This window comes from Thetidibacter halocola, from assembly GCF_018224955.1.
In the GTDB taxonomy this organism is placed as follows: domain Bacteria; phylum Pseudomonadota; class Alphaproteobacteria; order Rhodobacterales; family Rhodobacteraceae; genus Thetidibacter; species Thetidibacter halocola.
In genome coordinates, this window is record NZ_JAGTUU010000006.1 from 200,306 (window position 1) to 218,473 (window position 18,168).

Below are 18,168 nucleotides of genomic sequence, written 5' to 3' on the forward strand. Positions count from 1 at the left end.
CCGTCCCCCTGCGCCCGGGATCGACGGGCCAACCGGGAATCCGATCGCGCAAGGCTGCCACTTCAGCCTTAAGGAGGCATGAACGCCGCCCCCGATCGCCGCAAATCGCCGCTATCCCCTTCCGGCGCGGGGCTCGATCGGCTATGCCACCGGCTGAACGGGAACAGGGCACAGATGAAACCGATCCGCTTGATTTCCAGCGTCCTGACCGTCGGCTTCTGGACACTCGCCAGCCGCGTCCTGGGTATTGCGCGCGAGATCATGATCCTGGCCCTGATCGGCCCCGGCCCGGTGATGGACGCCTTCGTCGCCGCCTTCCGCCTGCCCAACATGTTCCGCCGTTTCTTTGCCGAGGGCGCGTTCAACGCGGCCTTCGTGCCGATGTTCGCCAAGAAATACGAGGGCGAGGAGGATCCGCTGCTCTTTGCCCGCGACGCTCTGAACGGGCTGGCGCTGGTGCTGATGATCCTGACCGGGCTCGCGCTGGTCTTCATGCCGGCGCTGGTCTGGACGACGGCGGGCGGGTTCTACGGCGACGAGCGGTTCGACCTGACGGTGGCCTATGGGCGCATCGCCTTCCCCTACATCCTGCTGATCTCGCTGGCGGCGCTGTTTTCCGGCGCGCTGAACGCCACGGGGCGTTTTGCGGCGGCGGCGGCGGCGCCGGTGTTTCTCAACATCATCGTCTGCCTGTCCATGGCCATCGGTTACGTCACGGGCGGCGCCGTGATCGAGTGGCTGATCTGGGCTATTCCGGTCGCGGGCGTGGCGCAACTGGCGCTGGTCTGGGTCGCGGCGGACCGCGCCGGCATCCGCCTGCGCCCCGGCCGGCCGCGCTGGACCTCCGACATGCGGCGGCTGATCATCGTGGCGGTTCCGGCGGCGCTGGCGGGCGGGGTCATGCAGATCAACCTGCTGGTCGGCCAGCAGGTCGCCAGCCATTTCGACAAGGCGGTGGGCTGGCTCTACGCCGCAGACCGGCTGTATCAGCTGCCGCTGGGCGTGGTCGGCATCGCGGTGGGGATCGTGCTGCTGCCCGACCTGTCGCGCCGCCTCAAGGCGGGTGATGACGATGGCGGGCGCGACGCCTTTTCCCGCGCCGGAGAGCTGAGCCTCGCCCTGACCATCCCCTCGGCGGTGGCGCTGATGGTGATCCCGCTGCCCATCGTCAGCGTGCTGTTCCAGCGTGGCGCAACTGGGGCCGACGACAGCGCCGCCATCGCGCTGGCCGTGGCGATCTATGGGCTGGGCCTGCCCGCCTTCGTGATGCAGAAGGTATTGCAGCCGCTGTTCTTCGCCCGCGAGGACACCACGACGCCGTTCCGCTTTGCGGTCTGGGCGATGATCGTGAACGCCGCCGTGGCGATCGGGCTTGCCCCGGTGCTGGGCTGGATCGCACCCGCCATCGGCACCACCGCCGCGGGCTGGCTGATGGTGTGGATGCTGGCCCATGCGGCGCGCGGGCTGGGCGACGTGGCGCAGTTCGACGGCCGCTTTCGCCGCCGGCTGTGGCGGATCTGCGCCGCCTCGGCGGTGATGGGCGGGGCGCTGTGGCTGGCGATGGCCCCACTCGCCGGATTGCTGGCGCAGCCGGGCATCCGCTTTGCCGCGCTGCTGGTCCTGATCGTCTGGGGGATCGCCGTCTATGCCCTGGCGGGGCAGGTGCTGGGCGCCTTTTCGATGGCCGAGATGAGGGGCGTCTTCCGCCGCCGCCCGCGGACATGAGCGTGACAGCCCTCATAACCGCGGCCGAGGGCTTTCCCGCGCTGGAACGCCTTGTCGCCCGCGCGCGGGACGAGGTGATCCTGTCCTTCCGCATCCTCGATCCCGAGACGCCCCTGCGGGCGCCGGAGCTGCGCGAGGCCGGGTTGCAGACATGGGCCGACCTGATCGGGGATGCCAACGCGCGGGGCGTGCGGCTGCGCCTGCTGCTGGCCGATTTCGACCCGCTGCTGACCGGTGGGCTGCACCGCAAGGCGTGGCGCGCGGCGTCGGGCTTTGCAGCCGCGGTTCGGGGCGATGCGCAGATCCTCTGCGCGCCGCACGGGCAGCGCGCGGGGCGGCTGTGGCACATCGCGATGCGCGGGCGGCTGCGCGCGGCGATGGACGGGCTGCGGGCCGAGGACACGGCCCGGCTGACCCCCGTGCAGCGCGCGCTGCTGCGCGACGGCCCTGTGTTGCGCCCGGCCACGCATCACCAGAAATTCGCCATCGCCGACGGGCGGCACGTGGTGATCGGCGGGCTGGACGTGGACGAACGCCGTTTCGACACGCCTCAGCACGACCGCCCGGCCGAAGAGACCTGGCACGACATCTCGGTGGCGCTGGAGGATGCCGATTTCGCCGGCGCGCTGCGCGCCCATTTCGCCGATTGCTGGAACGCGGCGCTTGACTGCGGCTGCACCTCGCTCGCCGAACCGGCGCAGCGCATGGTTCTCAAAGGCCGCCCGCAAAGCCCGGCGCACCGCCGCCTGTTGCGCACCTTCTCCGCGCCTTGCGGCGGGCTGGCCCGGTTGGCGCCCAACTGCCGGGTGCAGGATCACGAGGAGGCACTGCTGCGGTTGATCGCCGGGGCGCGGCGCGACCTCTACCTGGAAACGCAATTCCTGCGCCACAAGCCACTGGCCCGGGCGCTGGCCGATGCCGCCGCATCAAACGCGCGGTTGACCCTGACGATCCTTCTGCCCGCCGCACCCGAGCGGGTACTGTTCGGCGGCGACGACAGCTGGGACGCGCGCCATGCGCATGGGCTCCAGGTTTCGGCGCTGGCCATGCTGCGCGACGCCTATGGCCCGCGCCTGGCGCTTCTGACGCCCGCACAACGCCGCGCCGCCGCGCCGGATCAGCCCACCATCGCCGGGGCAGCGCCGATCTATCTGCATTCCAAGCTGGCGCTGGTCGACGGCACCCATGCGATGATCGGCTCGGCCAACCTGAACGGGCGGTCGATGCTCTGGGACAGCGAGGCGTCGATCCTGCTGCACGATCCCGTCTTTGCCGAAGGGCTGATGGACCGGCTGGCCGCGAAATGGCTGGGCGACGATGCCGGCGACCCGTGGCGGGCTGAAACCTGGCGCACACGGGCCGAGGCCGACGCCGCCCGCCCGCCGGAGGAGCGCAGGGGCCTGGTCCTGCCCTACCCGATGGACCGCGCCGAACGGTTCTCGCGCCGGCTCTTCGCCCTGCCCGACGACATGTTCTGACCTCAGCCGCCGCGCAGCTTTTGCAGAAGCCGCGCCCAGCCGCCCGGAATCAGCACCATCGCCAGCAGGAAGCCCGCGACAAAGCCCGAGATATCGGCGATCCAGTCCGGCCCGCCACCAAAGAACAGGCCGAAGATCAATTGCAGGAAAAGCAGGATGCCGATCAGCGAAAAGGCGCGGATCTGCGCCTCGCCCATCTGCCCCAGCCGCAGCCACAGGATATAGGTGAAGCCCCCGATCAGCCCGTAGATCGACGGAAAGGCGCCGAACAGCAGCGCCGGCGTATCCACCGCAAGACCATAGACCGCCGCGCCGCAGACCCCCGACAGCACGAAGATCGCCAGCATCGGCAGGCTGCCCAGCGTCTCGCCCACGATCTTGCCCAGCGCCAGCAGCATCACCATCGCGAACATCGCGTGGGTGAAATTGCCATGCACGAACGGGTAGGTGACGAAACGCATCATGTGCTCGACCGGGAATTGCCGCGTGGTCAGCATCCAGTCCATGATCTGCGCCGAGAACCCGTATTGCTCCAGCGCGGCCAGCCGCCAGCCCACGGCGCCGGGCCCGCCGACCAGACCGCGCGCGCCCATGGTCATCGCCAGTTCCACACCGCCGACCAGCAGGCACAGCGCCACCACCACGGGCGGCAGCGGGTTGAACGGACTTTCCTCGTGCGGCTGCATGGCGTGCCTCTTCCTTGACGCTTCCCAAGGGCATGGGTAAGCCACCCGCGACCCAAGTTCCAGACGGAGTGCATCCATGTCCGCCTTCAAGCCGCGTATCTTCTCCGGCATCCAGCCCTCGGGCGGTCTGACCCTCGGCAACTACCTTGGCGCGCTGAAGCGCTTCGTGGCCGAGCAGGGGCGGATGGAAACCGTCTATTGCCTGGTCGACCAGCACGCGATCACCGTCTGGCAGGACCCGGACGCGTTGCGCCGACAGACACGGGAACTGGCGGCGGGTTTCATCGCCTCCGGCATCGACCCGGCGAAATCCATCCTGTTCAACCAGTCCCAGGTGGCCGAGCACGCGCAGCTTGCGTGGATCTTCAACTGCGTCGCGCGCATGGGCTGGATGCAGCGGATGACCCAGTGGAAGGACAAGGCGGGCAAGAACACGCAGAACGCCTCGCTGGGCCTTTTGGCCTACCCGGCGCTGATGGCCGCCGACATCCTTGTGTATCACGCGACCCACGTTCCCGTGGGCGAGGACCAGAAGCAGCATGTCGAGCTGACCCGCGACATCGCGAACAAGTTCAACCACGACTACAAGGTCGATTTCTTCCCCGAGCCGGAGCCGGTGATCGAAGGCGCGGCGACGCGCGTCATGTCGCTGCGGGACGGGTCCAAGAAGATGTCGAAATCCGATCCTTCGGACATGAGCCGGATCAACATGACCGACGACGCCGACGCGATCGCGCAGAAGATCCGCAAGGCCAAGACCGACCCCGAGGCCCTGCCCTCGGAGGCCAAGGGGCTGGAAGGGCGGCCCGAGGCGCGCAACCTCGTCAACATCTACGCGGCGCTGGCCGACATGAGCGTGGACGACGTCCTGCGCGAGGTGGGTGGCAAGCCGTTCTCGGAATTCAAGCCGATGCTGTCGGACCTGGCGGTGGACAAGATGGCGCCGATCTCGACCGAGATGGCCCGCCTGATGCAGAATCCCGACGAGATCGACGCGATCCTGCGCCGCGGCGCGGAACAGGCACGGGAAATCGCCGCGCCGATCCTGCAGCGCACCTACGACATCGTCGGGATGGTTCGGTGATCGCGTAGCGGCAGGGGCCGAATTCAGCCCACACATTTCGCGGCGCGGGTACGGATCCTTGGGCTCGATGCGTCAGTGTCTGCCTCGAGCCCATTCTGACCGCATCGCCGATTCTGGTCTTCGCGGTAGCAGAGGGGTCATCTCCGGGGTTAACCGCCCTTTGATGCCACCAAGGGCCTGCGCGGCCGAAGACCGCGCGTAGCCGAAGGCGCAAGCCCGGGAAGACTGTGATGCGCCGGACTTCCCGCCGCGCGTCCGGTTCGAACAGATGGCCTGTGTGCGCGAAGTGAATGCCGCGCCGAACGCCTCTCCATTCAGATGTTGACGGGTGTCACGATGTCGAACGGGAGCGTGCGCTGCAGTGTCGCCGTGGGCACGTCCTGATTGAGAACCTCGATCATCGTTTGTACCAGCATTTGCGACGCTGCCTCGAGCGGGTGGCACAGGGCTGCGGTGATCAGCCCCTCGGACAAGCCTTTGCGGGTTTCCGGGCAGATGTCCCGGCAAACGAAGCTAATGCCTTGCCGCCGTTCCAAAGGCGCCTGCCTGAGCGCCCGCAGAACGCCCGAGATCCCGCCGCCGACCATCAGGATGCCGACAAGATCGTCCGTTGTTTCCAGAAGCTTCGTGACCATGCGAAAGGCTTCGTCGGCCTCTTCATTCGTCGGGCGGCTGTCCTCGACGCTCAGATGCGGCGCGTTTTCGCGGATATATGACCTCAGGCTCGCATCCGCGACGTCCTGGCATTGATAGCGGTGGTTCCCAAGAAACACCGCCACACGGCCCCGCTTGTGGGTCATTTCCGAGATCAGCCATGCGGCAGTGCGCCCCAGTTTCCAGTTGTCGGCACCGACATGGGCGGCCCGTTCGGGCGCGGATTGATCGGTGATGTAGCAAACTACCGGCGTGCCTTCTTCCCGCAGGGTCCGGATCGCCTGACCGATAAGCGGATGGTCGGCGGCGATGATCGCCACGGCATCGCATTCCCGGCCCAGGGCAAGCAACCGGTCCGCGATGTTCTCGGGCGTCAGCAAATCGACGAAATCCGTCAGCGGGTCGACAACTTCGTCGCGACGCGCGCGGCAGGCTGCCACGATATGCTTGTTGAACAGCTGATAGAGCTCGCGGCCCGATTTCTGGAGCAGAAATCCTAGTCTGTAATTCGGCGCCGCCTTGCGCAGGCGGTCCTCGATCGCGCCCACACCGTAGAAGCCGATCTTCTCGGCCGCGCTCTGAACGCGTTGCATCGTCGTGCCGCGTACGGGCGCATTGCCGCTCAGGATCCGGTTGACCGTGGATACCTACACTCCGGCTTCCTCTGCCAGATCCGCTATGGTGGGTCGCCGCATCGCCTATCCTCCCAAGATCATGCCATTATGAATGACATTTTATTATATAAATCAAATATATAGTGTCTCTCCAAGCTTCATGAACGTCAAGCTTCCGGTAGACGCTTCTTCATCAAGAGGCTCGACCAGGGGGGGGGCGGGCATGGGAGGAAAGACCATGAAACTCAAGAACTGGCTGAAGACAGGCGTCGCGGCCTTCGGTCTCTCGTTTTCTGCTGGCGCCGTTGCCGCAGAGGCGCGAATATCTTCGTGGTGGGCGGCAAACCCGACGAGCCGTTCTGGTCGATCGTCAAGCGTGGCGCCGAGGATGCCGGTATCGTGGCACAGGCGCAGGGCGGCTCTGTCACCTGGCTCGGCCCGCAGAACTAAGATAATCTGGTCGTGGACGCCGCCGAACTGATCCGTCAGGCCATCGATCAAGGTGCCGACGCCATTGTCGGTCCGGACTGGGTTCCAGAGGCGATGGACCCGGCCTTCGAGGCCGTCGTCGCCGCGAATATCCCGCTGATCATCTACAACGCCGGCGGCATCGACGCGGCAGACCGGCTGGGCGCCATGAACTAAATCGGCTCGGACGACAACGAAGCCGGCAAGGCGGCGGGCAAGTACCTTGCCGATAAGGGTCAGAACAGCGGTATCTGCGTCAACACCCTTCCCGGCTCCGCAAACATCGAGGCGTTCTGTGCAGGTTTCGTCGCCGGAATGACCGAGGCGGGCGGCGCGGCTGAAGTCCTGCCACTGCCGGCATCGTCATTCGGTTCGCAGACGGCGGTGGCCCAGGCGGTCCGCGCGCACCTGCTTCAGAATCCCGGGATCAACGGGGTCTTCACCGTCAGCGATGTCGACGCAAACGCCGCGATTTCCGGCATCCAGCAATCCGGCAAGATGGGTCAGGTCGCGGTTTGCGGCATCAACTTCAACGAGACCATCCTCGAAAACATCAAGAGCGGCACGCAGGCCTGCGCCATCGACCAGCAGGGCTACATGCAGGGCTTCCTCGCCGTCTCGATCCTGAACGCCAACGTCAACTACGGGCTGACCGTGCCGACGCGCGAAATCCTGACCGGCCTCGGCTTCGTCGACGCATCCAATGTCGATCAGGTGATCTCGGGCGTCGCCCAGGGCACACGCTGAGCATAAGCTGAACCTGTCGCAAACGCGCAAGGCCGCCCGGCCATGACTGCCGGGCGGTCGACAGGGAAGATGTGCCGCGTGGCGGCCCTTGCCAAGTCACACTCCAGGGAGGAGACACCATGGCCTCGACACCTCGAACAGACCTCGGCACCGGCGCATCGCCGCATACCGGCACTGGCTTCCTGACCGCCTTCAGGCGGCTCGCCCGGCCACCGGAGACCGGTTCGCTGCTCGGCATGTTGGCGGTCTACGTCTTCTTTCTGACTTTCGCAGGCAGGATCTTTGCCTCTGCCCCGGGCTTCGCGAGCTGGCTGAACGTGGCCGCCGAAATCGGCATTGTCGCTTTGCCCATCGGCCTGCTGATGATCGCGGGTCATCTCGACCTGTCGATCGGGGCGGTCATCCCGGCGGCATCGCTGACGGTTGTCATCGTCTCGGGACACTATGGCGCGCCGGATCTTGTGGGCATCGCAGCCGCCCTCGCCGTCGGTCTTCTCGTGGGCTACGTGAACGGGGTCTTCGTGGTGCGGACCGAGATCCCCTCGCTGATCGTGACCATCGGCATCATGTTCGCGGTGATGGGCCTGACGCTCGGTATCGCCGTGCTCCTGACCGGCTCGACCAGCACCTCGATCACGCCGAGCGCCGCGTCGAAGGCGATGCTCGGCCAGTTCGTCGGCGGGATGTTCCAGGTCACGATCTTCTGGTGGGCACTGTTCGCTGCCGTCTTTGCCTATGTCCTGCATGTCTCGCCATGGGGCAACTGGATCTACGCCCTTGACGGTGACAAGATCAGCGCCCGCAATGCCGGTATTCCGACCGAGCGGCTGACCATCGGCCTGTTCATGGCCTCGGGGTTTTGCGCGGCCTTCGAATCGCGGGTGGCCAGTCCTTCATCTTCAACTCGATCATGTGCGTAGTGATCGGCGGCGTGCTGCTGACCGGCGGGTTCAGATCGATCATCGGCGTGATCCTCGGCACCATTACCTTTTCCATCGTCAACCAGGGCATCTACTTTACCGGGTTCGACGCGAATCTGGGCTCGGTCTTCATCGGCGCCCTTCTCCTGATCGCCGTGCTGACGAACGACACGTTCCGGCAGATGGCGCTCTCCTACTCCACCAAGAAGAAGAGCTGAGGGCGGACCCATGAACACTGCAATCCTTGCACCCCTGATGCGCCGTCCCGAAGCGGGCGCCATCCTGAGCCTGGTCGCCGTAGTCGCCTTCTTCGTGGTCTTCGGCGGCGTGAACCTCGGAACCATGCTTGGCGCGGCCAGCTGGGTGAACTTCGCGGCCAATCTCGGCATCGTCGCGCTGCCCATGGGCCTCCTGATGATCTCGGGCGAGCTCAACATCTCGATCGGCGCGATGATCCCAGCGGGCTCCATGACCGTCGCCATCCTGTCGGGCTATCACGAACTGCCCATCGTCGTCGGCATGGCGGGCGCGCTCGGACTTGGCGTGATCGTCGGCCTCGTGAACGGGTTCCTGAAGGTCCGCACCACGGTGCCGTCGCTGATCGTCACGCTGGGCACGCTGGTCGCAATGCAGGGCGTGGTCCTGTCGGCCTCGGTGCTGCTGACCGGCAATGCCAGCGTTGCCCTGGCCGCCGCGCCCGGCTGGGCCAAACGATCTTCGGCACGCTGATCGGCGGGTCGTGGCAGGTGATCATCCTCTGGTGGCTGGCGCTGACCGCCGTCTACTACGTGGTGATGCACCACACGCCGCTCGGCAACTGGATCTTCGCCATGGGCGGCGACAGGGTGAGCGCGCGCAACGCGGGCATCCCGACCGACCGTCTGACCATCGGCCTGTTCGTCCTGTCCGCCGTCAGCGCGACCTTCATCGGCATGTTGCGGCGCGATCCTGTTCAACTCGGCGCAGGTGTCCGGTGGCATGAACTACATCTTCAACGCCGTGGTCTGCGTGGTGGTCGGAGGCGTGCTTCTGACCGGCGGCTTCGGCTCGGAGCTGGGGATATTCTGCGGCACGCTGACCTTCGCGGTCGTCAGCCAGGGCATCTACTTCACCGACATCGACCGCAACCGGTCGAGCCTGATCATCGGCGTGATGCTGCTCTTGACCGTGTTGATGAACAACAATTTCCGCAAGCTGGCGCTGACCTATGCGCCGAAGAAAGCCAAGTGAGGATAGACCGATGATCGACAAGACCTCTGTTCAGGAACTGCGGAACGTCAACAAGTCCTTCGGGCCGATCGATGTTGTCCACGACATCTCGCTCAAGGTGAACGCGGGCGAAGTGCTATGCCTCCTCGGCGACAACGGCGCCGGCAAGTCCACCCTGATCAAGACGCTCGCCGGCGTGCACAAACCGACCTCGGGCCAGATCTTCATGGATGGCGAAGAAATCAGCTTCGAGCGCCCGAAGGACGCGCAGGATCGCGGGATTTCGACGGTGCATCAGTTCGGCGGCACGTTCCCGCTGATGTCCATCGGGCGGTCCTTCTTTGTGGGCGTCGAGCCGACCAGGAAGATCGGACCCTTCAAGATCTTCGATCGAAAGACCGCAAACGAGACGGCGGTGAAGGCGGTCCAGGCGATGGGCATCACGCGCATCGACAACGGCGACCGGCTGATCGGCGGCCTGTCGGGCGGCGAACGCCAGTCTCTGGCCATTGCACGGTCCGTGCATTTCGGAGCGCGCGTGCTGATCCTCGACGAGCCGACTGCGGCGCTCGGCGTCAAGCAGGCCAGCCACGTCCTGCGCATCGTCCTCGAAGCGCGCAAGCGCGGTCTGGCGGTGATCGTCATCACCCACCAGGTCACGCATGCCATGGCGGTCGGAGATCACTTCGCGGTGCTGATCCGTGGTGCGCTCGCCAGCCTCGACATGGAGGTCGAAGGCTACATGGAAACCCACGAAGGCCACCCGCCGCCACCGACGCATTGACGGCGTCAGGCGCGCCGCATGCCCCGGCGGGACGCCCGCCAAACCATTCCTGAAACCAGACAATCCGGCTGCATCATCCGCGGCCAAGGGAGGATATTGTGAAAATCGCACTCGACCCCTTCATGCACCGTCACCTCTCGCTCGAGGCTCTGCCGTCGAAAGTGGCCGAACTCGGCTACCAGTGGATCGAACTGAGCCCGCGCGCCGACTTTCTCGAATGGTTCAAGTCGCCGCGCGTCTTTCCTGACCGTATCAAGTCGTTCAGGAAGGCGCTGTCGGATTCCGGCGTCGGCGTCGCGACGCTGCTGCCGATGTATCGCTGGGCCAGCAACGACGAGGACGAGCGCAAGGCCACCGTCCGCCACTGGAAGCGCGCCATCGAGATCGCCGTCGAGTTGGGCGTCGACACGATGAACTCCGAATTCGACCGGGGCCCGCACCCTGACAAGGGCACCTGCTATTGCTGTCACACTGGTTCGATGGTCAAGGCCTGCGAGGACGCATGGTGGCGTTCGATGGAGGAACTGGTGCCGGTCTTCGAGCGTTAGGGCATCAACCTGCATATAGAGCCGCACCCCGAGGACTGGGTCGAGACGCTGCAACCGTCTGTGGACCGGATCCGCACGGTGAACAGCCCGCGCGTCAAGTTCCTCTACTGCACGCCGCACACGTTCTATTTCGGCGATGACACGTTGGCGATGCTGAAGGAGTGCGCGGACGTTCTGGCCCATGTCCACATCGCCGACACGTTCAACCACAAGGCCAGCTCGGGCCTGCGCTACATCATCAACCCACCTGGTTCGACCGCGCGGGTGCACCAACACCTGAATATCGGTCAGGGCGAAGTGCCGTGGGACGATTTCTACCGCACGCTGGCCGAGATCGGCTTCGACGGCATCGTGACCGCCTGTGTCTTCGCCTGGGAGGAAAAGGCCGACGAGAGCGGCCTGTTCATGCGCGGCGAGATGCAACGCCTCATCGACAAACATTTCCAGTGAGGGCCGCACCATGTCTTTGAAAGTTGGAGTCATCGGCACGGGAATGATCGGCCAGGATCATATCCGCCGCCTGACCAAGGTCCTGTCCGGCGTCGAGGTGGTCGCCGTCAGCGACATCGACGAGGCGCGCGCCGCAGAAGTCGCGCCAGCAGGAGCGCAAGTCTTCGCCTCGGACAAGGACCTGATCCGGTGTGACGCCGTGGAGGCGATCGTCATCTGTTCCTGGGGCGCCGCCCACGAAGAGCAGCTTCTCGAATGCCTTGCCGTCGGCAAGCCGGTGTTCCGCGAGAAACCCATGGTGACGTCAGAGGCGGCGGCGCTCAAGGTCATCGAGGCGGAGGTGACCTTTGACCGCCGTCTCGTGCAGGTTGGTTTCATGCGCCGCTTCGAAGCCGACTATCGCCGCCTCAAGGCGGTGATCGACGGCGCCACTCTGGGCGCACCGCTGATGTATCACTCGGTGCACCGCAACGCGTCGGTGCCAGAGGGGCTCTACACCTCCGAGATGCCGCTGAACGATACGCTGGTGCACGACGCCGACATTGCGCGCTGGCTGCTGTCGGATGAAATCACCGGTGTCGAGGTTCGGCTGCCCCGCCGCTCTCAGCAGGGCGGCGAATTGCGCGACCCGCATTTCGTGCTGCTGCACATGGCGAGCGGCGCGCTGGTGGATGTCGAGATATCGGTCAGCATCACCTATGACTACGACATCCTCGGCGAAGTGAGCTGCGAGGCCGGCATCGCCGCGCTGCCGCACAGGCCAGCAACGGTCGTGACGGATGGTCACGGCATCCGGCAGGCGATCCCCGAGGATTGGCGCGAGCGCTTCATCGAGGCCTACGACCAGGAGTTCCGCGAATGGATTGCCGCCGCCGGAGAGGGCACCGCGACCGGCCCCTCGGCGTGGGATGGCTATGCCGCCACGTTGACCGCCGACGCCGCCCTGCGCGCCGCGGCAAGTGGCGGGCTCGAGCGCATCAAGATGGTCGAAAAACCCGCGCTACACGGCGCCCCCTCCGCGCTCGCCGCGGAATGACCCCGCTATCGGAGAAAGACACATGAAACTCTCGATCTGTACCGATGTGATGGGCGATCTGTCCTTCACCGACATGCTGGACAAATGCGTCGATCTCGGTGTCGAGGGCATCGAGATGACCGGCGGCGGCTGGTCGCCCGCGCCGCATTTTCGCGCTGAAATCCTGCTCGCCGACAAGGGCGAACTGAAGAAACGGCTGAAGGAGATCGAGGCCCGCGGGCTGCAGATCGCAGCCCTCAACTGCTCGGCCAACCCGCTGGACCCGGGCGAAATGGGCAAGCGTCACCGCAAGGAGATGGAGGACACCATCCGCCTTGCCGGAGAGATCGGCATCAGGAAGATCGTCACCATGTCGGGCCTGCCCGAAGCGGCCCCCGGTGACATGGTCCCGAACTGGCTGGTCTATACAAAGTCCTGGCCCGCCGAGATGCCCGAGCGCGACCGCTACCAATGGGAAGACCGGGCCTTTCCGCTCTGGCACGACCTCGTGAAACTCGCGGACGAAGTCGGCGTCGAGAAGTACGCGCTGGAAAACTTCTCGGCGATGCTTGTCTGGAACCCCGAGACGTTGTTCCGGCTGCGCAACGAAGTGGGCGAGAAAGTCGGCATGAACCTCGACCCCAGCCACCTGATGTGGATGGGTGCGGACCCCATCGCCTCGGCACGCGCGCTTGGGGATGCCATCCACCACTGCCATGGCAAGGACACCCGCATCGAACGCGGCCGCGCCGACGTCGATGGCCTGCTCGAGACGCGCGAGGTGACCGACGTGAAGAACCGTACATGGAACTACGTCGCGGTCGGCGCCGGGCACGACCTGCAATGGTGGAAGGAGTTTTTCTCGGTCGTCGGCATGTTCGGCTACGACGACTGGGTTTCGCTGGAAATGGAGGATTTCACCATGTCGACCGAGGCGGGCATCCGGTCGTCTATCGACGCGCTTCAGGCCACGATCATCCGCTGAGGGAGGGTACGACATGACCAAGACACTCGACGTGATCACCATAGGCCGCTCCTCGGTCGATCTGTACGGCGACCAGATCGGCGGACGGTTGGAGGACATGGGGTCCTTCTCGAAATACATCGGCGGATCGCCCACCAACATCGCCTGCGGCACGGCGCGGCTGGGCCTGAAATCCGCAGTCATCACCGGCGTCGGCGACGAACACATGGGCCGCTTCATCATCGAGCAGCTCGCCCGCGAGGGCGTGAACACCGACGGCGTAAAGGTCGATCCGGACCGGCTGACGGCGCTCGTCTTGCTGGGCATCCGCGACCAGGCGCAGTTCCCGCTGATCTTCTATCGTTCGGATTGCGCCGATATGGGCCGGACCGAGGCCGATATCGACGAGGCGTTCATCCGCAGCGCCCACGCGGTCGTCGCCACGGGCACACACCTGTCGCACCTGCAGGTCGAGGCGGCGACGCTGAAGGCGCTGAAGATCGCCCGCGACGAGGGGATGCAGACGGCGCTCGACATCGATTACCGTCCGAACCTCTGGGGCGTCGCAGGCCATGGCGAGGGTGAAAGCCGTTTCGTCGCCTCGGGCAAGGTCACGACCAAGCTGCAGGAAACCCTCCATTATTTCGACCTCATCGTCGGCACGGAGGAAGAGTTCCACATCGCGGGCGGATCAACCGACACGATCGCGGCACTGCGCGCGGTCTCGGACGCGACGCTGGTCTGCAAGCGTGGTTCGAGGAGCGCCGCGGCCTTCGAAGGCGCTGTCCCCGACAGCCTCGACGACGGCCAGACCGGTCCCGGCTTTCCCATCGAGGTCTTCAACGTGCTGGGCGCTGGCGACGGCTTCATGTCCGGGCTGATCAAGGGCTGGCTCGATGGCGTGGACTGGCCCAAGGCCCTGAAATACGCCAATGCCTGCGGTGCCTTTGCCGTCTCGCGCCATGGCTGCACCCCGGCCTACCCAAGCTGGGCGGAATTACAGTTCTTCTTCGAACGCGGAATTGTGCGTCCGGACCTGAGAAACGACACGGCGCTGGAACAGATCCACTGGGCCACGAACCGCTCCCGCAACCACAATGGCGGCGACTGGTCGACCATGCGGGTCTTTGCCTTCGATCACCGCCTGCAACTGGAAGAGATGGACGGCTACCAGCCCGAGAAGGGCGGCCCCTTCAAGGAATTCTGCCTGAACGCCGCTCTCAGCGTTCAGGGCGGCAAACCCGGCTACGGCATCCTCTGCGACAATCGGATCGGGCGTGACGCGCTTCACGCCGCCGCTGGCACCGGGCTCTGGATCGGGAGGCCGGCGGAATGGCCCGGATCGCGCCCGCTGATGCTGGAACCCGAGATCGGGCCGGACTTCGGCGGGCTGCGCGAATGGCCCTCCGATCACGTGGTCAAGTGTCTTTGCTTCTGCCATCCCGATGACGATGCCTAGACGTGGGCCTCGCAGGAGGCGACGGTCATCCGGGTGTTCCACGCCGCGCGCCGCAACGGGCTGGAGTTCCTGCTCGAGGTCATCCCGTCCAAGGTCGCGCCCGTGGATGACGACACTACGCCGCGGATCATCCAGCGCTTCTACAACCTGGATGTTTGGCCCGACTGGTGGAAGCTGGAACCCTTCAAGACCGGCGCCGCATGGCAAAAGTCCGTCGATGCGTTCGAAAGCAACGACATGCACACACGCGGAATCGTGGTTCTGGGCCTCGATGCGCCTGAAAAGGACCTGGCCGCGAGTTTCGCACTGACCGCCAAACAGCCGCTGGTTCGTGGCTTTGCCGTTGGTCGAACAATTTTCGGCCCGGCGGCGCGCGACTGGCTGTCGGGCAGGATCGGCGACGACGAGGCCGTGACCCGCATGGCGGACACGTATACGCGGCTCTGCCGCATCTGGGATGAGGCCCGCTTGGGCCTGAAAGAGGAGGTGGTCGCATGACCGACACGATCAAGCTCACGGCGGCGCAGGCCATGGTGAAGTGGCTTTCGGTCCAGATGACAGAAGACGGCGACCGCTTTATCGAGGGGGCCTGGGCGATCTTCGATCACGGCAACGTTGCCGGGATCGGCGAGGCGCTGTACCGCTACCGCGATGACTTGCCGACATCGCGTGGCCAGAACGAACAGACCATGGCCCACGCCGCCATCGCCTATGCCAAGACCATGAAGCGCCGCAAGGCGATGGCCGTGACATCCTCCATCGGGCCGGGTGCGACCAACATGGTCACGACCTGCGCGCTGGCGCACGTCAACCGGCTTCCGGTCCTGCTGGTTCCCGGCGATGTCTTTGCCAACCGACATCCAGACCCGGTGTTGCAGCAGATCGAGGATTTCGACGATGGCACGGTCAGCGCGAACGACTGCTTCAAGCCGGTCGCGCGGTACTTCGACCGGATCTCGCGCCCGGAACACCTGTTGACCTGCCTGCCGCGTGCGATGGCGGTGATGACCGATCCGCAGAATTGCGGCCCCGTGGTTCTGGCGTTCTGTCAGGACGTTCAGGCCGAGTCCCACGACTACCCAACGGCGTTCTTTGAACCGCGCACATGGCGCATCCGCCGTCCCGAACCCGACCCGCGCGAGGTCGCCGACGTGACGAAGATGATCGCCGGCGCGGAACGACCGGTGATCGTGGCGGGCGGCGGCGTGCTTAATTCAGGGGCCGAGGAAACGCTCAGGCGCTTCGCGGAAAGGCACAATATCCCCGTGCTCGAAACCCAGGCCGGCAAGGGCGGGATCGCCGCAAGCAACCCCCTCAACTTCGGCTCGCCCGGCGTGACCGGGTCGGGCTGCGGCAACGAACTGGCGTCCCAGGCTGATCTTGTGATCGGCGTCGGCACGCGGTTCCAGGACTTCACCACCGGGTCGTGGACGGTTTTCGGCAAGGCGGGCCGGAGGCTGGTGTCGGTCAACCTGCACCCCTACGACGCGGGCAAGCACCTGGCGACGCCGCTGGTAGGCGATGCCAAGGTCTCACTCGAGAAACTCACGGCCGCCTTGGGCGATCTGCGCTTCGATGCGCACGATCCCGCGACGCGCGAGGCGTGGATCGCAGAGGTCGGTCGCGTAACGGCCGCGCCCGAGCCCGACAGCAAGGCGCTGCCGACGGATGCGCAGGTGATCGGCGCGGTGCAACGCGTCGCCGAAGATAACTCCGTAGCGATGTGTGCCGCCGGGACGATGCCCGGTGCGTTGCAAGTCCTCTGGCAGGCGGCGCAGGGCGGATACCATATGGAATATGGCTATTCCTGCATGGGCTACGAGGTTGCCGGAGCGATGGGCATCAAGCTCGCCGCGCCGGAGAAAGAGGTCATCTGCTTCGTCGGTGACGGCTCCTACATGATGGCCAATTCCGAGCTTGCCACGGCTGCGGCCCGCAAGGCGCCCTTCACCGTCGTGCTGACCGACAATTCGGGCTATGGCTGCATCAACCGGCTGCAGATCGAATGCGGCGGGGCCGAGTTCGACAACATGTACAAGGACAGCGACGTCTGGCCTGAAATCGACTTCGTCGCACATGCTGCCGCGATGGGCGCGCATGCGGAAAAGGCGGCCGATATCGCCGATCTGGGGCGCAAGATCGTCGAGGCCCGCAGTCGTGACGTGCCCTCGGTCATCCTGATCGAAACCGACGCCGTGCCCGGCCTCGACAGCGGCGGACACTGGTGGGATGTCGCAGTGCCACAGATCGGCGGCCCCGCCCGTCTCGAAGAAGCGCGCGGCCGCTACAATGCCAACGCGGCGTTGCAGAAGACCTTCAACTGAGGCCACGGAAAAGGGAGAGAGGAAATGGCGGAGTTGTTGCGCAAGCCATTCGGGAGCCATGGCAAGGTCCACGAGATCACGCCCCAATCGGCGGGTTGGCGCCATGTCGGCTTTTCCCTCTACCGCCTGCGGGCAGGGGACAGCGTGACCGAGGCGACGGGTGACCGCGAGGTCATCCTCGTCATGGTCGAAGGAAAGGCCGGCATTCACGGCGCTGGACAGGACTGGGGCGTGCTCGGTGAGCGGATGAATGTCTTTGAGAAGACGCCGCCGCATTGCCTCTGCCTGCCCAACGGCAGCGACTGGCAGGCGCGCGCGGACACCGATTGCGTGATCGCCGTATGCTCCGCACCCGGACGGGGCGGGCATGGGGCGCGGCGCATCGGTCCCGAGGGCATTACCCTGACCGAGCGCGGCAGAGGCACGAACACACGGCACATCAACAACATCGCCATGGAGACCGAGGATTGTTGCGACCCGCTGCTGGTCACCGAGGTCTTTACCCCCGCCGGCCATTGGTCGTCCTATCCCAGCCACCGCCATTACGAGGACGATTATCCCCGCATCACCTATCTTGAAGAGACGTATAACCACCGGCTGAACCCCGCCTCGGGCTTTGGCATCCAGCGCGTCTACACCGACGACCGGATGCTGGACAAAACGATGGCCGTTTCCGATGGCGACGTGGTTCTCGTTCCGCGCGGGCATCATCCTTGCAGCGCGCCTTACGGGTTCGAGATGTACTATCTGAACGTCATGGCAGGGCCACTGCGCAAATGGCGCTTCATGCCCGCGCCAGAGGTCGAGTGGATAATGGAGCGGGATGCATGACGCTCGGCCGAAGCGTTTCCTGGTTGCCAATACCGGGTTGTGGTTATTGAGAATTCGTTGCTGCCCAACTCTCGAATTCCCTGCCTCACCCGGGCGCTCTTCATGTCCATGGCAAGCGCGCCCTGCGCTTCGGATGTCGCCAACTCGCACAACGTCGGCTGTGACCTGTATTGCGAGGCCTCACACCGCCCGGGGCCAAGTGCTTCTT

The 18,168-nt window shown here is 65.3% G+C and carries 16 protein-coding genes and 3 pseudogenes; 17 read left to right on the top strand and 2 right to left on the bottom strand.

The window, feature by feature from the left end:
• Positions 1-174 precede the first annotated feature (174 nt).
• On the top strand, positions 175-1,725 hold the full coding sequence (gene murJ, locus KB874_RS15705; protein ID WP_212537504.1) for a murein biosynthesis integral membrane protein MurJ: 1,551 nt from the start codon (positions 175-177) through the stop codon (positions 1,723-1,725).
• Positions 1,722-3,203 (top strand): phospholipase D-like domain-containing protein, encoded by a 1,482-nt coding sequence (locus KB874_RS15710; RefSeq protein WP_212537505.1) that lies wholly within the window; start codon positions 1,722-1,724, stop codon positions 3,201-3,203. Before murJ ends, KB874_RS15710 begins: the two co-directional genes overlap by 4 nt.
• Before the next feature lie 2 nt (positions 3,204-3,205).
• On the opposite strand, the gene KB874_RS15715 is transcribed toward KB874_RS15710, so the two are convergent.
• Positions 3,206-3,889: a rhomboid family intramembrane serine protease gene (locus KB874_RS15715; protein ID WP_212537506.1), complete on the bottom strand. Its 684-nt coding sequence runs from the start codon at positions 3,887-3,889 to the stop codon at positions 3,206-3,208.
• Positions 3,890-3,965: 76 nt separating this feature from the next.
• Here KB874_RS15715 and trpS point away from each other — a divergent pair, with 76 nt between their 5' ends.
• The gene (gene trpS, locus KB874_RS15720) at positions 3,966-4,973 is read left to right on the top strand and encodes a tryptophan--tRNA ligase (RefSeq protein WP_212537507.1); all 1,008 of its coding nucleotides are present in this window, start codon (positions 3,966-3,968) and stop codon (positions 4,971-4,973) included.
• Between the two features lie 314 nt (positions 4,974-5,287).
• Here trpS and KB874_RS15725 read toward each other — a convergent pair whose 3' ends face one another.
• Complete coding sequence (locus tag KB874_RS15725) at positions 5,288-6,220, bottom strand: substrate-binding domain-containing protein (protein WP_212537508.1); 933 nt, start codon at positions 6,218-6,220, stop codon at positions 5,288-5,290.
• Between the two features lie 483 nt (positions 6,221-6,703).
• On the opposite strand from KB874_RS15725, the gene KB874_RS15730 reads away from it, so the two are divergent.
• From KB874_RS15730 to iolB, 14 genes and pseudogenes are all read left to right on the top strand, one after another.
• Entirely contained in the window at positions 6,704-6,886 is a 183-nt protein-coding gene (locus KB874_RS15730; RefSeq protein WP_212537509.1) for a type 1 periplasmic-binding domain-containing protein, read from the top strand.
• Positions 6,887-7,456 carry a substrate-binding domain-containing protein gene (locus KB874_RS15735; protein ID WP_212537647.1) on the top strand — a complete coding sequence of 190 codons (570 nt, stop codon included), beginning with the start codon at positions 6,887-6,889 and terminating at the stop codon, positions 7,454-7,456. It begins immediately after the preceding gene.
• Between the two features lie 119 nt (positions 7,457-7,575).
• Positions 7,576-8,376 (top strand): ABC transporter permease, encoded by an 801-nt coding sequence (locus KB874_RS23180; RefSeq protein WP_212537510.1) that lies wholly within the window; start codon positions 7,576-7,578, stop codon positions 8,374-8,376.
• Positions 8,367-8,594, top strand: a complete 228-nt coding sequence (locus KB874_RS23185; RefSeq protein WP_212537511.1) for a hypothetical protein — start codon at positions 8,367-8,369, stop codon at positions 8,592-8,594. The genes KB874_RS23180 and KB874_RS23185 overlap by 10 nt, the downstream gene beginning before the upstream one ends.
• A gap of 10 nt (positions 8,595-8,604) precedes the next feature.
• Positions 8,605-9,105, top strand: a complete 501-nt coding sequence (locus KB874_RS23190) for an ABC transporter permease subunit (protein WP_212537512.1) — start codon at positions 8,605-8,607, stop codon at positions 9,103-9,105.
• A gap of 17 nt (positions 9,106-9,122) precedes the next feature.
• Positions 9,123-9,245: pseudogene (locus KB874_RS23390) on the top strand (ABC transporter permease subunit); the annotation flags it as partial.
• 109 nt (positions 9,246-9,354) lie between these two features.
• A complete protein-coding gene (locus tag KB874_RS23200; protein ID WP_283054781.1) occupies positions 9,355-9,606 on the top strand; it encodes a hypothetical protein in 252 nt (83 codons plus the stop codon).
• Positions 9,607-9,616: 10 nt separating this feature from the next.
• Positions 9,617-10,369: an ATP-binding cassette domain-containing protein gene (locus KB874_RS15760; protein WP_212537514.1), complete on the top strand. Its 753-nt coding sequence runs from the start codon at positions 9,617-9,619 to the stop codon at positions 10,367-10,369.
• A gap of 122 nt (positions 10,370-10,491) precedes the next feature.
• Positions 10,492-11,367: pseudogene (locus tag KB874_RS15765) on the top strand (sugar phosphate isomerase/epimerase family protein).
• 10 nt (positions 11,368-11,377) lie between these two features.
• Complete coding sequence (locus KB874_RS15770; protein WP_212537515.1) at positions 11,378-12,403, top strand: Gfo/Idh/MocA family oxidoreductase; 1,026 nt, start codon at positions 11,378-11,380, stop codon at positions 12,401-12,403.
• A gap of 22 nt (positions 12,404-12,425) precedes the next feature.
• Positions 12,426-13,367, top strand: coding sequence for a sugar phosphate isomerase/epimerase family protein (locus KB874_RS15775; RefSeq protein WP_212537516.1), 942 nt, complete (start codon positions 12,426-12,428; stop codon positions 13,365-13,367).
• Positions 13,368-13,380: 13 nt separating this feature from the next.
• Positions 13,381-15,303 (top strand): annotated as a pseudogene (locus KB874_RS15780) (bifunctional 5-dehydro-2-deoxygluconokinase/5-dehydro-2-deoxyphosphogluconate aldolase).
• Positions 15,300-17,129 (top strand): 3D-(3,5/4)-trihydroxycyclohexane-1,2-dione acylhydrolase (decyclizing), encoded by a 1,830-nt coding sequence (gene iolD, locus KB874_RS15785; protein ID WP_212537517.1) that lies wholly within the window; start codon positions 15,300-15,302, stop codon positions 17,127-17,129. The pseudogene KB874_RS15780 and the gene iolD overlap by 4 nt, the downstream one beginning before the upstream one ends.
• A gap of 24 nt (positions 17,130-17,153) precedes the next feature.
• Positions 17,154-17,960 carry a 5-deoxy-glucuronate isomerase gene (gene iolB, locus KB874_RS15790; RefSeq protein WP_212537518.1) on the top strand — a complete coding sequence of 269 codons (807 nt, stop codon included), beginning with the start codon at positions 17,154-17,156 and terminating at the stop codon, positions 17,958-17,960.
• The last annotated feature ends 208 nt before the right edge of the window (positions 17,961-18,168 follow it).

Bases quoted from the DNA above. Each gene is read 5' to 3' on its own strand.
- murJ (WP_212537504.1), top strand. From the start codon at position 175: ATGAAACCGATCCGCTTGATTTCCAGCGTCCTGACCGTCGGCTTCTGG.
- KB874_RS15710 (WP_212537505.1), top strand. From the start codon at position 1,722: ATGAGCGTGACAGCCCTCATAACCGCGGCCGAGGGCTTTCCCGCGCTG.
- KB874_RS15715 (WP_212537506.1), bottom strand. From the start codon at position 3,889: ATGCAGCCGCACGAGGAAAGTCCGTTCAACCCGCTGCCGCCCGTGGTG.
- trpS (WP_212537507.1), top strand. From the start codon at position 3,966: ATGTCCGCCTTCAAGCCGCGTATCTTCTCCGGCATCCAGCCCTCGGGC.
- KB874_RS15725 (WP_212537508.1), bottom strand. From the start codon at position 6,220: ATGCAACGCGTTCAGAGCGCGGCCGAGAAGATCGGCTTCTACGGTGTG.
- KB874_RS23180 (WP_212537510.1), top strand. From the start codon at position 7,576: ATGGCCTCGACACCTCGAACAGACCTCGGCACCGGCGCATCGCCGCAT.
- KB874_RS23185 (WP_212537511.1), top strand. From the start codon at position 8,367: ATGTGCGTAGTGATCGGCGGCGTGCTGCTGACCGGCGGGTTCAGATCG.
- KB874_RS23190 (WP_212537512.1), top strand. From the start codon at position 8,605: ATGAACACTGCAATCCTTGCACCCCTGATGCGCCGTCCCGAAGCGGGC.
- KB874_RS23200 (WP_283054781.1), top strand. From the start codon at position 9,355: ATGAACTACATCTTCAACGCCGTGGTCTGCGTGGTGGTCGGAGGCGTG.
- KB874_RS15760 (WP_212537514.1), top strand. From the start codon at position 9,617: ATGATCGACAAGACCTCTGTTCAGGAACTGCGGAACGTCAACAAGTCC.
- KB874_RS15770 (WP_212537515.1), top strand. From the start codon at position 11,378: ATGTCTTTGAAAGTTGGAGTCATCGGCACGGGAATGATCGGCCAGGAT.
- KB874_RS15775 (WP_212537516.1), top strand. From the start codon at position 12,426: ATGAAACTCTCGATCTGTACCGATGTGATGGGCGATCTGTCCTTCACC.
- iolD (WP_212537517.1), top strand. From the start codon at position 15,300: ATGACCGACACGATCAAGCTCACGGCGGCGCAGGCCATGGTGAAGTGG.
- iolB (WP_212537518.1), top strand. From the start codon at position 17,154: ATGGCGGAGTTGTTGCGCAAGCCATTCGGGAGCCATGGCAAGGTCCAC.